We start from the raw sequence: 18,150 nt of genomic DNA on the forward strand, positions 1-18,150 counted from the left end.
GGGCACGGTTACCGTGCCGTCGTCGGGGAACCCTACGCCGATGAGCAGCTACCGCGATCCCGCCCCGCGGGGCGACGTGTTCCCCTCCGAGGAGGAGATCGACCCGACCGGCACCGGTCCGGTGCCGTCGGGCGTGCCGCCGGTCGGGGCGTATCCGGCGGGCACCACGCCCGGCCCCAAGCCCGCGCCGCCGCCCACGCCCCCGCCGCGCCCGGTGCCCCATCCGGGGCCGGCGCCCCGGGCGGTCGCCGCCGGCGGCCGCGCCTGACCTCCGGTGCGACGGGTCCGCCGCCCCGCCGGGCGGCGGACATCCCGCCGGCTCAGAGCTGGGGCTTCACCTCGGCGGCGACCAGCTCCAGGTGGTCGAGGTCGGCCAGGTCGAGCACCTGGAGGTAGAGCCGCTCGCTGCCGATCTCGGCGTACCGGCCGATCTTGTCGACCACCTCGGCGGGCGTGCCCGCGAGGCCGTTCTCGCGCAGTTCGTCCGGTTCCCGGCCGATCGCGGCGGCCCGCCGGGCCACCTCGGCGTCGTCCCGCCCGCAGCAGAGCACCAGGGCGTTCGACAAGCGCAGCTCGCCCGGGTCCCGGCCGGTCTCGGCACAGGCGGCCCGGACCCGGTCGAACTGGGCGACGGAGTCCTCGACCGAGGCGAACGGCAGGTTGAACTCGTCGGCGTAGCGGGCGGCCAGGCGGGGCGTGCGCTTCGGGCCCATGCCGCCGAGCAGGATCGGCGGGCGCGGGTCCTGCACCGGCTTCGGCAGCGCCGGCGAGTCGCTGACCGGGTAGTACGTCCCGGCGAAGTCGAAGGTTCCGCCGGGCGGCGTCGCCCAGAGGCCCGTGACGACGGCGAGCTGCTCCTCCAGCCGGTCGAAGCGCTCCCCCAGCGACGGGAAGGGGATGCCGTACGCGGTGTGCTCCTCGGCGTACCAGCCGGTGCCGATGCCCAGCTCGATCCGGCCGCCGCTCATCTGGTCGACCTGCGCGACGGTGATGGCCAGCGGGCCGGGCAGCCGGAAGGTGGCGGCGGTCATCAGCGTGCCCAGCCGGATCCGGCGGGTGTCCCGGGCCAGGCCGGCGAGGGTCGTCCACGCGTCCGTCGGTCCGGGGTCGCCGCTCACCGCGCCCATCTTCAGGTAGTGGTCGGAACGGAAGAAGGCGCCGTAGCCGGCCTCCTCCGCGCAGCGGGCCACGGCGAGCAGGTCGTCGTACGTCGCGCCCTGCTGGGGTTCGGTGAAGATCCGCAGTTCCATGCTCCGAGCATAGGGAGCGGGCCGGGCCGGCGCGCCGATCCGGCCCTTCCCCGGGCGGCGACGCCGGGCGGGTGCCCGCCGGGCGAAGTGGCGGGCATCCGATAGCGGCGTCCCTGGCCCCCGGGTCGCCCGCCGGTCCAGAGTGGAGCCGAGCGACGAGGCGAGGAGGAACCCATGGAGGACCAGCACCGGGACGGGCTGACGGGGGCGGTGGACGCGCTGCTCCCGGAGGTGTCCCGCCGGGGCGAGGAGATCGAGGCGGCCCGGGCGCTGCCCGCCGATCTGCTCGACTCGCTGCGGGCGGCCGGCTGCTTCCGGATGTTCGTCCCCCGCAGCCACGGCGGGTACGAGGCGGACCTGCGCACCGGCTTGCGGGTGCTGGAGGCGCTGGCCCGGGCCGACGGCTCCACCGGGTGGACCGTGATGATCGGCGCCGAGACGCCGCACCTGGTGGCGATGCTCTCCCGCGACCGGTTCGACAAGGTCTACGCCGACGGGCCGGACGTGGTCGTCGGGGGTGGGTTCGCCCCGCAGGGGCGCGCCGAGCCGGTCGACGGCGGCTTCCGGGTCACCGGCCGGTGGGCGTTCGCGAGCGGCGCCCGGCACGCCGACTGGATCTTCGGCAACTGCCTGCTGACCGGGGACGGCGAGCCGCTGCCCGGGCCGGCGGGGGCGCCGCCGGCGGTGCGCTCCATGCTCTTCCCGGCCTCCCGGGTCACCGTGCACGACACCTGGCACGTGCTCGGCCTGCGCGGCACCGGCAGCCACGACATCGAGGTGGCGGACGCCTTCTGCCCCACCGAGGAGAGCTTCGACCTGTTCACCGGCGTGCCCTGCGTACCGGGTCCGGGCTTCGTGGCCCCGCTGGTCCACTTCGTCCTGCACCTCGGCGCGGTGGCGGTCGGCATCGCGCAGGGCGCGCTGGACGACATGGTCGCGCTGCTCGAGGGCGGCCGGCAGCGGCTCTACGCCCGGCAGTCGCTCGCCGACTCGCCGGCCTTCCGCCTCCAGCTCGGCCGCGCCGATCTGGACGTACGGGCGGCCCGCGCGCTGCTGCGGGACCTGGCCGACGAACTCTGGGCGGCCTGCGCCACCGACCCGGCGGCGATCCCCGCGCTGCACCCACGGATCTCCGCCGCGCTGCCCTGGGTGACGGAGCGGGCCGCCGCCGCGGTCGACACCTGCTACCGGGCGGCCGGCGGCGGGGCGGCCCGGGACTCGTCGCCGCTCCAGCGACGGTTCCGCGACATCCACACGTTCAGTCAGCACGCGGCGGCGGCCGAGGGCTGGCTCGCCAACAACGGCGCGCGGGTGCTCGGCCGGCCGGTGGAGCTGGCCTACTGACGGCGGGGAGAGGCAACGCGCGGACGCCGGACGGGTGTCCCGGAGCCGGGGCACCCGTCCGCCGCCGATCGACGGGTCAGCAGCGCTGCCGCTGCCCCGTGTGGTGCACGCCGACCTTGCCCACCACGGTCAGGTCGGTCAGGGCGGTGTTCGCACCGCGGTGCACGTAGCACGAGTAGCGGTGCTGGTTGATCACTTCGAGGTGGATGTGCGCCCCGCTGTCACCGTTGACCTGGTAGCAGCTGGACCAGCGGAAACGCCCCGTCTCGCCGAGCTTGGTCCACGGACCGACCGAGGCGCCGACGACGATGCCGCCGGGCTTGTTGTTCACGTGCATCACGTCCGCCCGGCCGAGGATCTGCCCGGTCGTGGTGTCCCGGGCTTCGAGCCCGATGCGGTAGCCGCCGTCGGCGAGATTGCGGGTCGCGCAGCCCGCCTGGACGGTGACCACCTTGACGGCGACCGGGTGCCCGGAGGCGGTCTTGGTGCCGAACGGCGAGACGATCGTCGCGCCCGGGCTGCGGTAGATGTCGACGGCCCAGTCGTTGGGGTATCCCCAGTGGCCGAAGACGATGTGGTGTGCGGTCGGCCCGGACAGACCGAACCGGTCCCAGGTGGACGAGCCCTGGATCGGCGGATAGACGTTGACCGTGTCCGCTGCCGGATGCGCCTGTGCGGCGCCGGCCGGGGCGACCACGGCGCCGACCACGAGCGCGAGAGCGGCCACCGCAGGGGCGAGACGACTGAACTTCACATGATCTCCATGGCTGTCCTGGCGCAGCGTGACTCGGCGGACATCGCACCGGGTGGCGCACGAGCGGGCCTGCGCGCGATCCGGCGGATCCTATACCACCATCGATGGATATCATGATCGAAGTCTGTCCGTCCACCGCCCGGCCCCCGCGGTCTCCCTGGATCTCCGGGCGACCACTCAGACGTACGGGCGGGTGGCGTACGCCGCCCTCAGCGCGGCCAGCCCCGTCGACTTCGGCGACAGGGTGCCCCAGCCCGAGTTGAAGTAGTTGGTCCGCGCGATCCGGGGTCCCCGCTCGGCGTTGAGCTGGGCGATGGCGGCCGGCACGGTGGCGATCCAGGCCGCCTGGTCCGGCACCTCCGCCACCCGTACGCCCCACTCGGCGATGATCACCGGGCGGGAGAGGGCGACGGGGCCGAGATCGGCCACCGCCCAGTCCTTCGCCCGGCGGAACCGGGCCAGCGCCGTGTGGGTGGGGCTGGTGGCGTAGGCGTTCCACTGGAGGAAGTCGAGCTTGTCCATCAGCGCCTCCGGGTGGGTGCGCTGGAAGCAGGCCCGGTCGAAGCCGCCCACCCCCACCGAGAACGTCGTGCCGGCGGGCAGTTGGCGGGCCTTGAACCAGTTCACGATGTACGTCATCGCCTGCACCGCGCGGGCGTCCGACTGCGCCCACGGGTAGGTGACGCCGGACTCGGTGGTGCCGAACTCGTGATCGGTGTCCAGCTCGGAGGCGAGCTGGATGTTCACCCCGAAGCCCAGGGCCCGGTACTGGGACAGGGCGCGGGCGAACAGCCCGTCGCAGTGCCCGGCCAGTACCTGGCTGTAGCCGTACGCCCGGGGCCAGGTCGTCCCCGGGCGTTGCTGGATGGTCATCGCGGGCGCCGGGACGGTGTAGGTCACGCCGTCCACGGTGAAGGTCTGCGGCCCGGCGTTGGGGGCGCCGTAGTGCTTCAGCTCCAGCACCATGTTCATCTGCACCCCGGCCCGGCCGAGCGTGACGAGCCACGGCCGTTGGTAGCCGGGGAAGGTGTAGCCGTCGGCGAAGCTGCGGTACTGGGTCAGCGAGCGGAAGTTCCCGCCGGCCATGTCGGCCGTCGGGTCGGCGCCGCCGGAGAGGTAGTAGCCACCCAGCACGGGCGGCGCGATCGTGTAGTCGGCGGTGGCGGTGGCGGTGCGCCCGCCGTTGTCGCGCACCGTGACGGTGACCCGGGGCATCACGCCACCGCCCGGTAGACGGCGACGGACCCGTTGTCCGACGCCCTGGTCCAGGTGCGGCCGGAGTCGTCGGTGACGGTGAGGGTGAGCGGGTCGATGACGGCGGTGACCTTGACCGGCGCACTGCTGTTGCCCTGCGCGTCGGTCACCACGATCGTGACGGTCACCGGTTTGGTGTCGGCGTCGCCGTAGGTGACCGTAAGGACCATCTGGTCGCCGGGTGAGTAGGTGGAGGCGTTCAGGGAGGCGGTGGCGGTGGGAGCGGCCATTGCCGGCTCCTCTCGTACTCGGTGACCGGACCGACCGGCCTGTGGCCACGGTCGGTTCCGGCTGGGAACGGTGGATCGGGGCACGACCGGGTCGCCGGGCACGCGACGACGTGGGCCCGGGACGGGACGTGGGTACGGCTCGCCGGCCGCGCTCGTCTCGGGGTTGCCGCGCGGCTCCGGTGGCTGCCGGGGTGGGGACGTCGGTGGCGGTGGGGGCGGCTTCCGCCCGGGCACCCGGGACGGTGGCTGCCGGAGCGCGACCTCGTGGTGCGTGGGCGGCCGGCGCTGCGCTACGCCGGGGCCGTCGCGGGGTCGGGCTCGGTGACGGCGGTGTCGGCGGGGACGGTGCTGTCCCCGCCGGGCCCTAGGAATGGGTTGTGGCCCGCCATCCGCACGCCTCTGACCTGCTACAACAGTGCGCCGCGAAGGCGTCTGGCGTCCTGTCCGTTATCGGACGGCCCATCCTCGCCCGCATTACTTGCGGAATCTCGGGCGGCATGCCGTATGAGTGTCATTCACTCCCGTTCGCCCGCCTCGGTGCCGGCCGGTACACGGGGCGGCGGAAATGCCGGAGTCGGCCGTACAGTGTGCCGACCGTTCTAACGAGGAGGGGTTCCGTGACCCAGCCACCACCGGTGCCGGGCTCCCCGGGTTCCGGCGAGGCGCCCGGAAGCACCGACGGTGACGATCCCGGGAGCGCGACGCCCTACCTGCTCGTCATGCCGTCCACCGAGGGCGCGCCGCCGCCGATGGTGTGGCCCGGGGCGGAGGGCGCCCCCGCCTGGGCGATCCCCGTCAGCATTCCGGCCGGGACGCGCGGGTACGCGGTGTTCATCCCGCTGGTGCCGGCCGCCCCCACGGCGGCTCCGGTCGCCGCCGACCCGCCGGCCCCGGCACCGGCCGTTCCCGCCGCCGGGCCGGCCGAGGCAAGCGCCACGAGCATCCCGACGGTCGTCGTCGAGTCGGCGAAGAGCATCCCGACGCAGACCGCCAGGGTGGCGGCGGCGGACGCCGCGGCACCGGCTGCCGCGCCGCCACCTGACGCCGTCAGCCCGCCGCCGGAGGGCACCGACGCCGCACCGACCGCCCCCGCTCCCGCCGCGTCCACCACGAACGGGCCCACCAGCGAGGCGACGCCCGCCACCGGGACGCCCGCGACCGCCACGCCCGCCGCCGCGGGAGCCCCGGCCGCCACGGCGGCCCCCGTGGGAGCCCCGGCCGCCACGGCGGCGGGCACCGGCGCATCCGCCGCCGGGCGGCCGGGGACCGCCGTCCAGCAGCCCGCCGACGCGCCGCTGCCGGCGCCGTACCGGATCGGGGTGCCGTCCGGCGCGCCGACGCCGTACCGCGGCTACCAGCCGATCCCGCGCCCGCCGTCGTTCCTCGACACGCGCTGGCCGGGGCCGGCGCCCGCCCGGGACCGGGCCGTACCGGCCGCGATCCTCGCCGGAGCGTTGGGACTGGCGTTCTTCGTACCGCTCACCCGCACCGGCATCGGCTGGTTCCTCGGCTGGCTCGCCGTGACCGTCGCGGTGGTCCTCGCGGTCCGCCGGACGGGCGCGGAACTGTCGCGCGCCGACCGGCGGATCCGCGCCGGCTGGGCGGTGGCGGCCCTGGCGCTGCTGTCGGTCCTGGCCTTCCGCAACGCCTGGTGGCTGGTGACGTTCTGCGTGCTCGGCGCGCTCGCCTGCGCGACCCTCGCGATCGTGGGCGGCCGGCTCGTCCGCTCGATCCTGTTCAGCCTGGTGGCGGCGCCGTTCGCGGCGTTGCGCGGCCTGCCGTGGGTGCGTGGGCACCTGCACGCCCCGGCGAACCCGGGCCTGGTCCGTCGCGTCGTCGGGTCGGCCGCGGCCACCCTGGCCGCGCTGATCGTCTTCGGCGCGCTGCTGTCCTCGGCCGACGGCGCCTTCTCCGTGGTGCTCGGCGAGATGATTCCCGAGGTCAACGTCGGCACGGTGTTCCGCTGGGTCTTCCTCGCCGCCGTGGGCGGGCTCTGCGCCGTCGCCGCCGTCTACACGTTGGCCGCGCCGCCCGACCTGTCGACGGTGGACCGGCCCGGTACGCGCCGCTTCGGCCTCGTGGAGTGGGCTCCCGTGATCAGCGCCCTGACCCTGCTGTTCGGCGGCTTCGTGGCGGTGCAGTTCACCGTCCTGTTCGGCGGGCAGCGACACGTGCTGCGCACCGCCGGCCTCAGCTACGCCGAGTACGCGCGCAGCGGGTTCTGGCAGCTCGTCGTCGTCACCCTGCTGACGCTGGCGGTGCTCGGCGGCGTGGCCCGCTGGGCGCGACGGGACCGCGCTGTCGAGCGTCACCTGCTGCGGGTCCTGCTGGGCCTGCTCAGCGTGCTCAGCTTCGTCATCGTGGTGTCGGCGCTGTCGCGGATGTACACGTACCAGAAGGCCTACAGCTTCACCGGCGAGCGGCTCTTCGTGATGGCTTTCGAACTGCTGCTCGGCACCGTGTTCCTGATGATCCTGGTGGCCGGGCTCCGCTGGCGCGGGGCCTGGATCCCCGGCACGACGGTGGCGCTCGCCGTGGTGATGCTGCTGGGCCTGGCCGTGCTCAACCCGGAGGACTACGCCGCCCGCCGCAACATCGCCCGGTACGAGCAGACGGGGAAGATCGACGCCTGGTACCTGCGGGCGCTCTCGGCCGACGCGACGCCCGCCCTGGCCGGCCTGCCCGACCCGGTGCGCCGCTGCACGCTGAGCTGGATCGCCGACGACCTCGACGAGCCGGACCCCTGGTACGCCTGGAACCTCGGCCGGGTCCGGGCGCGCGCGGCGCTCGACCGCGCCGGGCCGGGTGCCGTCGGAGGCCCGCGTGACTGCAGGGCCGCCGACCAGTTCGACCTGCCCAAGCGCCGCCGCTGACGGGCCCGCCGTCCCCGGGTCGACCGGGGACGGCGGGGTCGGTCAGTCGAGGTGGTCGGCCGGCGTGGCCCGGAGCAGCCAGGCCAGCGGCATCCTGGCCCGCTCCTCGTACGCGCCCCGCCCGCCCAACCGGTGCAGGGTGACAATCTGCCCGATGCTCACGCCGGCGCCGTGCCCCGGACGGCCCAGGCCCGGGCGGTGAGCCGGACCGACCCGTCCGGCGCCACGGGCAGCCGGGCCGACAGCAGGTCGCGCAGGCGGGCGCGGTCCGGCGCCGTGAGGGAGGCGACGTACGTCGGGGCGGGGCCCTGGCCGCCGAGGAACGGGTTCCAGTAGTCGTCGACGTCCGCGAACACCGTGGGCACGTCGACGGGCCGGACCGCCACCGCCGTCAGCCCCGCGTCGGTCCACATCCCGCGCAGGGAGTCCGGGTCGCACACCGCGAACCGGCGGCCCTCGTCCCGTTCGGCCACGGCCGGGTCGAGCAGGGCGGCGGCGTCCCAGAAGTGACGCAGTAGCGCCATGCCCCCGGCGTAGTCCCAGACGTAGGCGGCGGCCACCCCGCCCGGCCGGGTGACCCGGGCGAACTCGGCGACGGCGCGCGCCGGCTCGGGCACGAAGTTGACCGCCAGGCCGCTGACGACGACGTCGACGCAGCGGTCGGGCAGCGGCAGCGCCCGGGCGTCGCCGACCTGGAATCCCGCCCGCGCGTCGCGGACCGCCGCGCGGGCGTACGCCACGAAGCCCGGCGAGCTGTCGACGGCCGCGACGTGCGTCGGGTCGGCCAGCGCCAGCACGGTCGACGTGAGCGCGCCCGTGCCGCAGCCCACGTCCAGCCAGCGCCGGCCCGGCGGCACGGCCAGCCAGCGCAGGAACTCCCTCGCCACGGGGCGGCTCCACCGGCCCACGTACGCCTCGTAGGCCTTGCCGTCCGCCCAGACCGGGTGCGCCATGCGGAAACGATACGACGCACGCGGCGTGACCGGCCGGCGGCAGACCAGGGCCGGTACGCAGCGGTTCGACTCGATCAGCCAGACTCGGTCGTACCCCTGCCGGCCCCGACAGCTCCCGAGCGCACCCCCGTACCCCTCGTCCGATGGTTGGAGCGCATGTCCCACACCCTCCTCGTCTGGTTGGTCGGCGGCGTCCTGCTGGTGGGCGCGGGCTTCGCGACGACCCTGCTACCCCGGTGGCGGGCGCGGGGGCGCGAGCAGCGGACCGCCTGGTCCACCGCCCGCGCGGCCATCGACAGCGCGGCCGTCAGCCGGGACGCGGCGCCGACCCGGGTGCCGGAGGCCGAGCGGTTGCTGGCCCGCGCCGAGGCGATCGCCGCCGGGGGCGGCGGGGCGTCCGCCGCCCGGGCGGCGGCGGAACACGCGCGGGAGGCCGACCGGTTGTGGCGGACGCACCAGTGACACCCCGTCGACACCATGGCCGCGAGCTGCTGCGCTGGGCGCTCCTCGGCGTCGCCGTCGTCATCCTGGTGGTCTTCCTGCTCGCCCAGCGGCAGAGTGTCGACGTCAGCTACGGCCGGTCGCCGGCCGCCACGGCGAAGATCGACGAGGGCTCGGCGGGTGAGCTGAGCGACGCGGGCGTGCCCTCGGTTGACGAGATGACCGCGCTGGTGGCCGCCGAGCCGGTGGTGCGGCTGCCCGGCTCGACCGCGCGCTGGAACGAGCAGCGGATCCGCGAGGCCGCCGGCGACCAACCGGTCCGCATCCTGGTCGCGCCGCCGGGGCTCGACGAGGACGAACGCAAACGGGTGCGGGACGTGAAGAACGCGACCGTCCGGGTGATCGGCACCGAGGTCAGCGGCGGCATCTACCAGGCCGTGCCCGACACCCTGCCCGGTTGGCGCGCCCAGTTCGCCACCGCCGACGTGACAGGCCTGCTGGTGGGGCTGATCGCCGCGCTGCGGGACGCGCCCGACCCGCCCGAGCACGACGAGCTGCGGTGGCGTGACCCGACCGAGCGGGAGCTGGCCGCCGTCGCCGCCGACCTGCGGGCCACCGGCCTGCACCTCGGCGCCGGCGCCACGCTGACCGGCGTCCCCGGCGACGCCGCACGCGACGCCTTCCCGGACGGCGCCCGGTACGTGGCGCTGCCCGCGCAGCCGTTCGGCGAGCCGGTGCCCCGGTACGGGCCGGCGCTGGCCGAGCTGTTCCCGGGCACGCCGATCGTCGTGATGTACGGGCTCTGGGTCGAGTACCACGGGCCGGCGGCCGACGACTTCGCGGAGCTGGCCGGGGCGAGTTTCTACGGCCAGTTCGGCGGCCGGCTGAGCCGCTACGACTATCCCCAGGGCAACGTGCTGACGGCATACCTGAACCGGGTCACCGACCTGCGCTACTCGGGGCTGTTCGACCGTCCGCTGCCGTACCGGCCGATCGACCCGCTGCGGGTGGCGCTGCCCGCCCTGCCGTGGCTCTTCGCGGGCTGCGTGGCGACGTTCCTGGTCCTCTCGGTCCGGTCGCTGCGCCGGCCCGACGGCCTGCGAATCCGGCGGGGCGACCCCGGGCAGGGTGGCACGCCCGCCCGGTTGGCCGGTCTCACCGCGCTCGCCGTGGAGATGTCCCTGCTCACCGACGCCCGCAGCGATCCGGCGCTGACCCGGGGCATCGTCAAGCTCCAGGCCGCCCGCGCCGCGCTGGACGAGGAACTGCCGGACCACCACGCGCGTACGTTGCTCGGCGAGGCGTCCGAGGAGCTGGACGACGCCGCCCGGACGCTGGGGATCGCCAGCTACCGCCCGGCCCTCTACCTCCGGGGCAGGCTGTCGTGAACCCGTCCGTACGACGTCGGCTCGGTGACCTGTTCGGCACGCCCTTCGGCATCGCCGTGCTGGCCTGCCTGGCGCTGGCCGGCTGGGCGTTGTGGACCGGCGGGGCGCTGGACGGTCCGGTCGCCCGGCAGGTGCGCGCCTCGTCCGTGTACGTCGCACCGGGCGTCGAACTGGACCGGGCGGCGGCCGAACGGGTCATCGGCAACCGCCGGCTGGTCGTGCTGATGCTGGAGCCGGGCGCCGACCTCAGGCAGGGCTGCCGCCAGGTCGAGCGCGCCGCCGACGGGACCGTCGTGCTGGTGATGAGCCGCGACGGCGACGAGTACGACACCTACGGCTGCGCGCTGCTGCCCGGGCGCGACGACGGGAACTTCGGCCGGGCCTTCGTGGCGGAGATGACCATCAGCCGGGGCGTCGACACCTTCGCCGACCGCCCCCTGGAGGCGCTGAAAGTCGTCACCGTCAACTACGACCTGCTGGTGAAGGCCGGCACCGTCCCCGACGGCGCGCGGACGATCAGCCCGTCGCTGCCCCGCTTCCTGCTCGCCGGTGCCGCGATCGTGGCCGTCGTCGCCGGGGCGACGGTGCTCTACGTCGGTGGCCGCCGCGCGGGCCGGCTCGCGGACGCCCGTCGCCGCCGCCGCGACGAGAACGCCGACGCCCGCGGCGCGCTCGGCGCCGCCGCGGCCGTGCTGGCCCAGCAGATCATCGACCTCGACCAGCGGTACGCCCGCGCGCAGCGCCAGGCCCACGTCAGCGGCGCCGAGGAGTCGTTCGGCAGGAGGTACCTGGCGCTGACGTCGGACTACGCCGCGCTGCTCGAGCGCGTCGCGGCCGTGGACGCGGACGACGAGGACGCCGTACGCCGACTCGTCGAGCGCGTCGACGCGTTGGGCGGGCGCGCGTCGGCGCTCACCGGGTCGGTGGCCGGGAACGGGCCACCTCCGAAGGCCGCCCGCAGCGGCAGCGCACCGCCGTCCGGCGACTGACCGACGGGTCGGCACCGGGACACGGCAGGGGCGCGGGGTTCCGTGCCCCTGCCGTCGCGCGCCGGATCCTGCTGAAAGCCGACACCCGACCGGACTTCCTGTCAGAGTGACAGTAAGTCTATGGTGGGATCCATGTCGGACGATCGCTGGGTTCCGCCCACCGTCCTCCTCGCGGTGGACCTCGTCATCCTCACCCTGCGCGAGTCCCGGCTCCAGGTGCTGCTCGTGGAGCGCGGCGTGGAGCCGTACCAGGGCGACCTGGCCCTTCCCGGCGGCTTCCTGAACCACGTGGAGGAGGACCTGCCGGCAGCGGCCCACCGGGAGCTGGCCGAGGAGGCCGGCCTGTCGGCGGACCAGTTGCACCTCGAACAGTTGGGCGTCTACGGCACGCCGGGGCGCGACCCCCGGGGCCGCGTCGTCTCCGTGGCCTACCTGGCCATCGCGCCCCGGCTACCCGAGCCGACCGCCGGCACCGACGCCTCCGACGCGTACTGGACCTCCACCGACCGGGCCCTGTCGGCCGGAGCCCGACTCGCCTTCGACCACCGCCGGATCGTCGCGGACGGCGTCGAGCGCGCCCGCACCAAGCTGGAGCACTCGGCGCTGGCGACCGCGTTCTGCGGTCCGACGTTCACCATCTCCGAGTTGCAGGACGTCTACGAGGCGGTCTGGGGCGTCAGCCTCGATCCCCGGAACTTCTACCGCAAGGTCCAAAGCGTCGACGGCTTCATCGTGCCCGCCGGCACGACGAGGAGGACGGACACCGGACGCCCCGCACGGCTGTTCCGGCCAGGCCCGCGCGAGGCGCTGCATCCCCCCATGACCCGACCGACGGGTCCGGCAGACAAGGAGACGGCGAAGGCATGAACAGCAGTCTCGTCGTGATTCTCACGGCCCTGAACCTGGAGTACGACGCGGTCCGGAGCAGGCTGACCGACCCGCGGGTGCACCGGCATCCCGCCGGCACCCGCTTCGAGGTCGGCCGGCTCGGTGGCAACGGCTGCCGGGTGGCGCTGGGCCTGGTGGGCAAGGGCAACCACCCCGCGGCGGTGCTGGCCGAGCGCGCCATGGCCGAGTTCTCCCCCGCCGCGGTGATCTTCGTCGGCGTCGCCGGTGCCCTCTGGCCGAGCATCCGGCTGGGCGACGTGGTGGTGGCCTCCCAGGTCTACGCCTACCACGGCGGCACGAGTGAGGACGACGGCCTCAAGGCCCGGCCGAAGGCGTGGGAGATTCCGCACGGCGCGGGCCAGATCGCGCAACACCTGGCACGCGGCGGCGAGTGGTTCCGGGGCCGGCCCGGAGACGCCGTGCCCCGGGTCCACTTCGCTCCGATCGCGGCGGGCGAGATCGTGCAGGACTCGGCGGTCTCCGACCAGGCCCGCTGGGTGCGGCAGCACTACAACGACGCCGTGGCCATCGAGATGGAGGCCGCCGGCGTCGCACAGGCGGGTCACCTCAACCGTGCGCTACCCGTGGTCGTGGTGCGGGGCATCAGCGACCGGGCCGACGGCACCAAGACGGCCACGGACGGGGAGAACTGGCAGCCACGGGCGGTGGCCCACGCGGCCGCGTTCGCGACGGCACTGGCGCAGGAACTGGTCGCCGACGGGGCGGCCAGCCAACGGGAGACGGCGCAGAGGGACAGGCAGACGCAGATGGGCATGACCAACAGGAACGTCGCCAGCGGCAACGCCCGGGTGGGCGTCCAGGCCGGGCAGATCCACGGCAACGTGACCGTGGGCCGGGAGCCGGAGCCGCCGGCCGACCTCGCGACGGCCATCGGCGACCTTCGCGGCCTGCTCCGACAGGCCCACCGGGACGGCCAGCTGGACGAGGCCACCTACGCGGCGGCGGAGACGGAGCTGGACACGGCCGGTGACTGCCTCAAGGACGAGACACCGCAGGGCCGCAGCGCCCTGGTGGTGTCGCTGCGGAGGATGCGCGGCCTGGTGGCCGACGTGACCGAGCTGGCCGCCAGGGTGGCCGCGATCATAGCCGTGGCGAAGGGGTTGTCGTGACGACGCCGGCCACGACCAACGTCGCGCAGGGCGACGCCCACGTCGGGGTCCAGGCCCAGGCGATCCACGGCGACGTCTACTACCAACTGCCCCCGGACGCCTCGCCGAAGGAGAGGTTCCGTATCGGCGTGAAGTACCTCGACGCCCGGATGCCGGGCAGGGCCCGCGAGCTCATCGAGGAGGCCGTCGCGCGCGGGTACGAGACCGACGAGGTGCGCTTCCACTGGCTGCTCGCCCTACTGAGCGGACGCACCCTGCGACAACTGGGCAACGAGGACCTCACCACGCTCTCCGCCATCTGCGGCCGCATCACCCGGGTGCACGGCCGGGGCGAGTGGACGGCCGGCCTGCGGTCGGTCCTGCGGCTGCTCAACTCGCTGAACACCGCCGACACCGAGTTGATCGTGAAGGAGCTCGACGAGCTCGGGCCGCGCCAACGCGACAAGATCCTCGACCACCTCGGGGTGCTGCTCGAAGGCCCGGTCGAGGACCAGCTGTGGCACCGCTCGGTCGAGCGGGCCAGGGCCGGGCAGAAGGCCGGCGACAGGAAGAACCGGGTCCGGCTGTTCTTCCACCCCTCCCCCGCGCCGCCGAGGGTCCGTCCCGTCCAGCCGGCCGTGACACCGGTGGGCGAATGGCTGCGTGCCCTAGCCGCCACGGCGGCCTTCGCCCTCGCCGCGGGCAACATCGCACGGCTGCTGCTGCAACGCGGCGAGCTGCCGCCGGTGCTCGCCTGTCTCGTGTCCGCGGCGGGGGTCGCCGCCTTCGTGGTCGGTGGGGCGGACCGGCACTTCCGGCGGGAGCGGCTGCGACTGAAGGAGGCGGAGTTCACCCCGCCGACACAGCGGCGGGCGAAGCCGCCGGCCGGCGGCTTCGCCCGCAAGGTGGACCGGCTCTTCGACACCTACTTCGGGCGCTACGTGCCCAGGGACACGGGCCGCTCCCACTGGCTGGCCCAGACCGCGGGGATCCGCAGACACCTGCGGGACGAACTCGTCGAGATCTACCGCGAACAGCGGGTCGACGCGGGCGAGATCGCCTGGCTGGTCCGTCATCTGGTCGGCGACGTACGACAGCGGTGGAAGAACGACACCCTGACGGCCTACCGGAGCGGGCTTCGCACCCCGTGGCAGAGCACGGCCCTGTACGTGGTCGGGCTGGCCGCCGTCGTCGCCGGGGCCCTCTGGGTGGCGCCCGCCGCCGCGCTGACAGCGCCGCTGGCCGGCACGGCGTCGGTGCTGCTCGCCGTGGTGTCCGCCGTGATCGGGGCGCGGGCGTGGTTCCGCATCGTCGCCGAACGGCGACGCGTACCGGCCGACGAGGCGGAGCGGGCGCGGCAGTTGGCGGAGCGCGAGGCCGCGTACGAACGCTGGCAGAAGAAGCTGTCCCGCAAACCGTCGGACGCGGAAATGGCCTCCTGGCTGGAGTGCGACCGCAAGATCCTCGTCGACGAGGCGATGCGGCACTACCGGCTCCGGCCCAGTCAGGTGATCGCGCACGCCTTCATCGAGGCGCCCGCCGGGTCGTACAAGCGGGCCCGGGTGCCCCGGGGGCCGTGGCGCTACTCGAGGTACCGGCTGCTGCTCTTCCTGTTGACCGCCGACGGGGTGCGCCAGGTGAACATCGACCTCGACTTCGAGGAGGGGGTGTCGCGCGGGACGCAACGGCTCAACTACCGCTTCGACACCGTCGCCGCCGTACGCATCGACGGCGTGGCGACCCAACAGCAGACGTTCGAGCTGACCCTCGTCAACGGCGACCCGATCCGCGTCCGGGTGACCGAGTCGAGCACCGACGGAATCCAGCCGGGCGAGGATCCGGGGGCGCTGTCCCGGGTCGCGCTGGACGCGTCGGGCCTGCTACACACCCTCAACGTTCTGGAGGGGATCGCGGCCGAGGGGAAGCAGTGGATCAGGCACCAGCGTCGACGGGCCGACGAACGACTCTCGGAGGTCACGGCGACCGTCACCGGCCTGATCGGCTGAGACAGTGCCGTTCACTGTGTCACCGACCGTACGGCGGCACCGGGTTTCTCCTGGCCGTGGAAGCGACGGCGGTGCTCGGCCGGGGTGACGCCGGCGACCCGCAGGAAGGCGCGGCGCATCGTCTCGGCCGAGCCGAAGCCGCAGGCGCGGGCGATGGACGCGACGCCGGCGTTTCCCGTCTCGAGCAGCGCGCGTGCCGCGTGCACCCGCATCCGTTCGACGTACCGGGCCGGAGTGGTGCCGATGTCGCGACGGAACAGCCGGGTCAGGTGGCGCTCGCTGACCGAGGCGCGGGCCGCCATCGCGGCGAGGCTGTGATCGGCCGACGGTTCCGCCACGACCGCGTCGAGCACCCGGCGCAGGACCGGTTCACGCGGCGCGGGCCCCGCCCCCGGGGCGTCGAACCAGGTCTGGCCACCGGGCCGCTGGAGGAACACGACCAGCTGCTTGGCGACGGTCCGCGCCCGGTCGACGCCGAGGTCCTCAGCGACGAGGGCGAGCGCGAGGTCGATGCCTGCGGTCACCCCGGCCGAGGTGGCGACCGGGCCGTCCCGGACACAGATGGCGTCGGGTCGCACCGCCACGCGTGGAAACCGTGCCGCCAGCTCGGCGCAGGCCGCCCAGTGGGTGGTGGCCCGCCGTCCCTCCAGCAGGCCCGCCTCGGCCAGCACCAGCGCCCCGGTGCAGACCGAGGCGACCCGCCGGGCCGCCAGGCCGATCCGCCGCACCTGCTCGACGACGGCGACGGGTGGGCGGTGGCCGGCCTTCGTGCCGTAGCCCGCGACCATCAGCGTGTCGACGGGGGTACGGACCTCCGGCAGCGCCAGGTCGGCCCCCAACGGCACGCCGACGTCGGTGTGCACCGGTCTCCCGTCGGGCGACGCGAGCCGTGTCCGGTAGCCGCCGGAGCCGTTCAGGACCTGGACCGGTCCCGCCACGTCCAGGAGGACCGCGCCGTCCCACACCACGAGGACGATCTCGCGCCCGTTCGCTGCTGTCACACTCTGTAGGTCCGTCGTAACGGCCTGCTGGTTCCCACGGGCGTCCCCTTCGGCACGTACGGAGCGGGATGCGGCACCCGGGCCCGCCGATACGGACCGGGGTCCCTCGCATCCGGACCTGCCTCGCTGCCTGCGGAACCCTGACGGCGAGGTGACCGACCACCGGGACATGCGGAAGCTCAGCTCGACCGACAGGAGGCGATCGATGTTCAGCATGGACGTGGACCGGCGGACGGTGTTGCGGGCGGCGGTGGCCGGCGGGGCCGGCGTCGGCCTGGCCGCCACCGGCCTGGGCGACCCGGCCCGGGCGGGGCAGCCCACCGACCCGGACGGCCCCGCCCGGGGACCCCGCATCGCGATCCTGCTCTTCGACGGGATCGCCCCGATCGACGCGATCGGCCCGTACGAGGTGCTGTCCCGGATTCCGGGTGCCTCCGTGGTGACCGTCGGCAAGCGGACCGGCCCGGTCCGGACGGACAACGGCGTGCTCACCCTCGGGGTGGACCGCACGCTCAGCCAGGTACGTCGGGCCGACGTGCTGCTGGTGCCCGGAGGCAACATCCGCGGCGTCCAGACCGATCCCGACACGATCCGCTGGATCCAACGCATCCACCGGCACACGACGTGGACCGTCTCGGTCTGCACCGGCGCCCTGATCCTGGGCACGGCCGGCCTGCTGCGCGGACTGCCGGCGACGACGTACTGGAGCCTGAGGGACCATCTCGCCCAGTACGGCGCGACGTTCGTCCCGGGCCGCTACGTCGAGGCGGGCCGGATCATGACCGCCGCCGGCATGTCCGCCGGGATCGACATGTCCCTGCACCTCGCCGCGAGGATCGCCGGCGAACGGATCGCGCAGGCGCTCCAACTGGTCGTCGAATACGACCCCGACCCGCCGTTCGACACGGGCAGCCCCGAGAAGGCCGGCCCGGAACTGGTGCGCCTGGCGCTGGAACTGCTGGGGCAGCCCGCTCCCCGCTGACGGCAGCGCGAGCGCGACCCGTACCCGTCGACCCAGGGCGTTGATGAGCGAACCCCTCGGATCCGGCTCCGTGGACGGCCGAAAACCTCGCGCCCCGCCAGCGTGAGATCAGGAAACGCGGGCGCTCGCGTCCGGCGGCCCGGTGTCGCCGCCCCGGCAGGATCGACGGCGCGGTGCCGACGGTGACGTCCCGGTTGGTGCCGACCGACGTGTAGCGGCCCCGGCTCTCCTTCGGAGTGCGGGGGCCGTTTCGTGCTGTAGTTGATGCACGTCAATTGTTCTGGCAAGCTCGGCATCCGGATCAAACAGAGTGGAGCCCGCATGTTCGCACTTCGTCGGATCGTCGCAGCCACAGCGTTGGTCGGGGCGGTGTCCGCGTCCGTCCTGCTCTCCGGGCCTGCGGTCGCCGCCGAAACCAAGACCTTTTACGGCAACGGAATGAGTAACAACTACTTCACAGCGCTGTACAACGCCAACAACGCTGCGCGCTCCCTTGCCAGCGCCGACGGCTTCGACCCGGACACGCAATGCAGCCACGGTGGAAGCTTCACGACGCAGCCGTGGCCGGGCCTCTACTCGGTGCTGGCGCAGATCAACTGCACCCGCTGACGAGACGGCCACGACCGTGACCTGAAAGGTGGACCGCCGTCGCACCCGGCGGCGGGCTCGCGGCGTCCTTCATGCGGAC

17 protein-coding genes are annotated in these 18,150 nt (G+C 74.3%); 11 read left to right on the forward strand and 6 right to left on the reverse strand.

The annotated features are described in order from the left end of the window. Positions 1-40: 40 nt before the first annotated feature. Entirely contained in the window at positions 41-268 is a 228-nt protein-coding gene (locus ACFHW0_RS02480) for a hypothetical protein (RefSeq protein ID WP_416605150.1), read from the forward strand. A 52-nt stretch (positions 269-320) separates the two neighbouring features. On the opposite strand, the gene ACFHW0_RS02485 is transcribed toward ACFHW0_RS02480, so the two are convergent. Next, entirely contained in the window at positions 321-1,250 is a 930-nt protein-coding gene (locus ACFHW0_RS02485) for an LLM class F420-dependent oxidoreductase (protein WP_416605151.1), read from the reverse strand. A gap of 174 nt (positions 1,251-1,424) precedes the next feature. Here ACFHW0_RS02485 and ACFHW0_RS02490 point away from each other — a divergent pair, with 174 nt between their 5' ends. Further along, entirely contained in the window at positions 1,425-2,594 is a 1,170-nt protein-coding gene (locus tag ACFHW0_RS02490; protein WP_416605153.1) for an acyl-CoA dehydrogenase family protein, read from the forward strand. Positions 2,595-2,670: 76 nt separating this feature from the next. Here the strand turns inward: ACFHW0_RS02490 and ACFHW0_RS02495 are convergent, their stop codons facing one another. From ACFHW0_RS02495 to ACFHW0_RS02505, 3 genes are all read right to left on the reverse strand, one after another. Then, positions 2,671-3,348, reverse strand: coding sequence for a hypothetical protein (locus ACFHW0_RS02495; RefSeq protein ID WP_416605154.1), 678 nt, complete (start codon positions 3,346-3,348; stop codon positions 2,671-2,673). Positions 3,349-3,525: 177 nt separating this feature from the next. Beyond that, positions 3,526-4,563 (reverse strand): hypothetical protein, encoded by a 1,038-nt coding sequence (locus ACFHW0_RS02500; RefSeq protein ID WP_416605155.1) that lies wholly within the window; start codon positions 4,561-4,563, stop codon positions 3,526-3,528. Continuing rightward, positions 4,563-4,832, reverse strand: coding sequence for a hypothetical protein (locus ACFHW0_RS02505; protein ID WP_416605156.1), 270 nt, complete (start codon positions 4,830-4,832; stop codon positions 4,563-4,565). Before ACFHW0_RS02505 ends, ACFHW0_RS02500 begins: the two co-directional genes overlap by 1 nt. A 617-nt stretch (positions 4,833-5,449) precedes the next feature. On the opposite strand from ACFHW0_RS02505, the gene ACFHW0_RS02510 reads away from it, so the two are divergent. Beyond that, positions 5,450-7,705: a DUF4153 domain-containing protein gene (locus tag ACFHW0_RS02510; RefSeq protein ID WP_416605158.1), complete on the forward strand. Its 2,256-nt coding sequence runs from the start codon at positions 5,450-5,452 to the stop codon at positions 7,703-7,705. Positions 7,706-7,863: 158 nt separating this feature from the next. Here ACFHW0_RS02510 and ACFHW0_RS02515 read toward each other — a convergent pair whose 3' ends face one another. Continuing rightward, entirely contained in the window at positions 7,864-8,658 is a 795-nt protein-coding gene (locus ACFHW0_RS02515) for a class I SAM-dependent methyltransferase (RefSeq protein ID WP_416605159.1), read from the reverse strand. 156 nt (positions 8,659-8,814) lie between these two features. Here ACFHW0_RS02515 and ACFHW0_RS02520 point away from each other — a divergent pair, with 156 nt between their 5' ends. The 6 genes from ACFHW0_RS02520 to ACFHW0_RS02545 all read left to right on the forward strand — a co-directional run bounded on the left by ACFHW0_RS02520 (position 8,815) and on the right by ACFHW0_RS02545 (position 15,479). Continuing rightward, the gene (locus tag ACFHW0_RS02520; RefSeq protein WP_416605161.1) at positions 8,815-9,120 is read left to right on the forward strand and encodes a DUF6403 family protein; all 306 of its coding nucleotides are present in this window, start codon (positions 8,815-8,817) and stop codon (positions 9,118-9,120) included. Beyond that, entirely contained in the window at positions 9,117-10,487 is a 1,371-nt protein-coding gene (locus ACFHW0_RS02525; RefSeq protein ID WP_416605162.1) for a hypothetical protein, read from the forward strand. The genes ACFHW0_RS02520 and ACFHW0_RS02525 overlap by 4 nt, the downstream gene beginning before the upstream one ends. After that, positions 10,484-11,476, forward strand: a complete 993-nt coding sequence (locus ACFHW0_RS02530; protein WP_416605164.1) for a hypothetical protein — start codon at positions 10,484-10,486, stop codon at positions 11,474-11,476. The genes ACFHW0_RS02525 and ACFHW0_RS02530 overlap by 4 nt, the downstream gene beginning before the upstream one ends. A gap of 132 nt (positions 11,477-11,608) precedes the next feature. Then, positions 11,609-12,343, forward strand: coding sequence for an NUDIX hydrolase (locus tag ACFHW0_RS02535; protein ID WP_416605166.1), 735 nt, complete (start codon positions 11,609-11,611; stop codon positions 12,341-12,343). Beyond that, positions 12,340-13,494 (forward strand): purine phosphorylase, encoded by a 1,155-nt coding sequence (locus tag ACFHW0_RS02540; protein ID WP_416605168.1) that lies wholly within the window; start codon positions 12,340-12,342, stop codon positions 13,492-13,494. Before ACFHW0_RS02535 ends, ACFHW0_RS02540 begins: the two co-directional genes overlap by 4 nt. Then, positions 13,491-15,479, forward strand: coding sequence for a hypothetical protein (locus tag ACFHW0_RS02545; protein ID WP_416605169.1), 1,989 nt, complete (start codon positions 13,491-13,493; stop codon positions 15,477-15,479). The genes ACFHW0_RS02540 and ACFHW0_RS02545 overlap by 4 nt, the downstream gene beginning before the upstream one ends. Positions 15,480-15,490: 11 nt before the next feature. Here ACFHW0_RS02545 and ACFHW0_RS02550 read toward each other — a convergent pair whose 3' ends face one another. Continuing rightward, a complete protein-coding gene (locus ACFHW0_RS02550; RefSeq protein ID WP_416605170.1) occupies positions 15,491-16,480 on the reverse strand; it encodes a GlxA family transcriptional regulator in 990 nt (329 codons plus the stop codon). A 205-nt stretch (positions 16,481-16,685) separates the two neighbouring features. Between ACFHW0_RS02550 and ACFHW0_RS02555 the strand changes: the two genes are divergently transcribed. Beyond that, positions 16,686-17,462: a DJ-1/PfpI family protein gene (locus ACFHW0_RS02555; RefSeq protein ID WP_416605172.1), complete on the forward strand. Its 777-nt coding sequence runs from the start codon at positions 16,686-16,688 to the stop codon at positions 17,460-17,462. A gap of 321 nt (positions 17,463-17,783) precedes the next feature. Continuing rightward, positions 17,784-18,071 (forward strand): hypothetical protein, encoded by a 288-nt coding sequence (locus ACFHW0_RS02560; RefSeq protein ID WP_416605174.1) that lies wholly within the window; start codon positions 17,784-17,786, stop codon positions 18,069-18,071. The last annotated feature ends 79 nt before the right edge of the window (positions 18,072-18,150 follow it).

Source organism: Micromonospora sp. LOL_025, from assembly GCF_048060285.1.
GTDB lineage: Bacteria > Actinomycetota > Actinomycetes > Mycobacteriales > Micromonosporaceae > Micromonospora.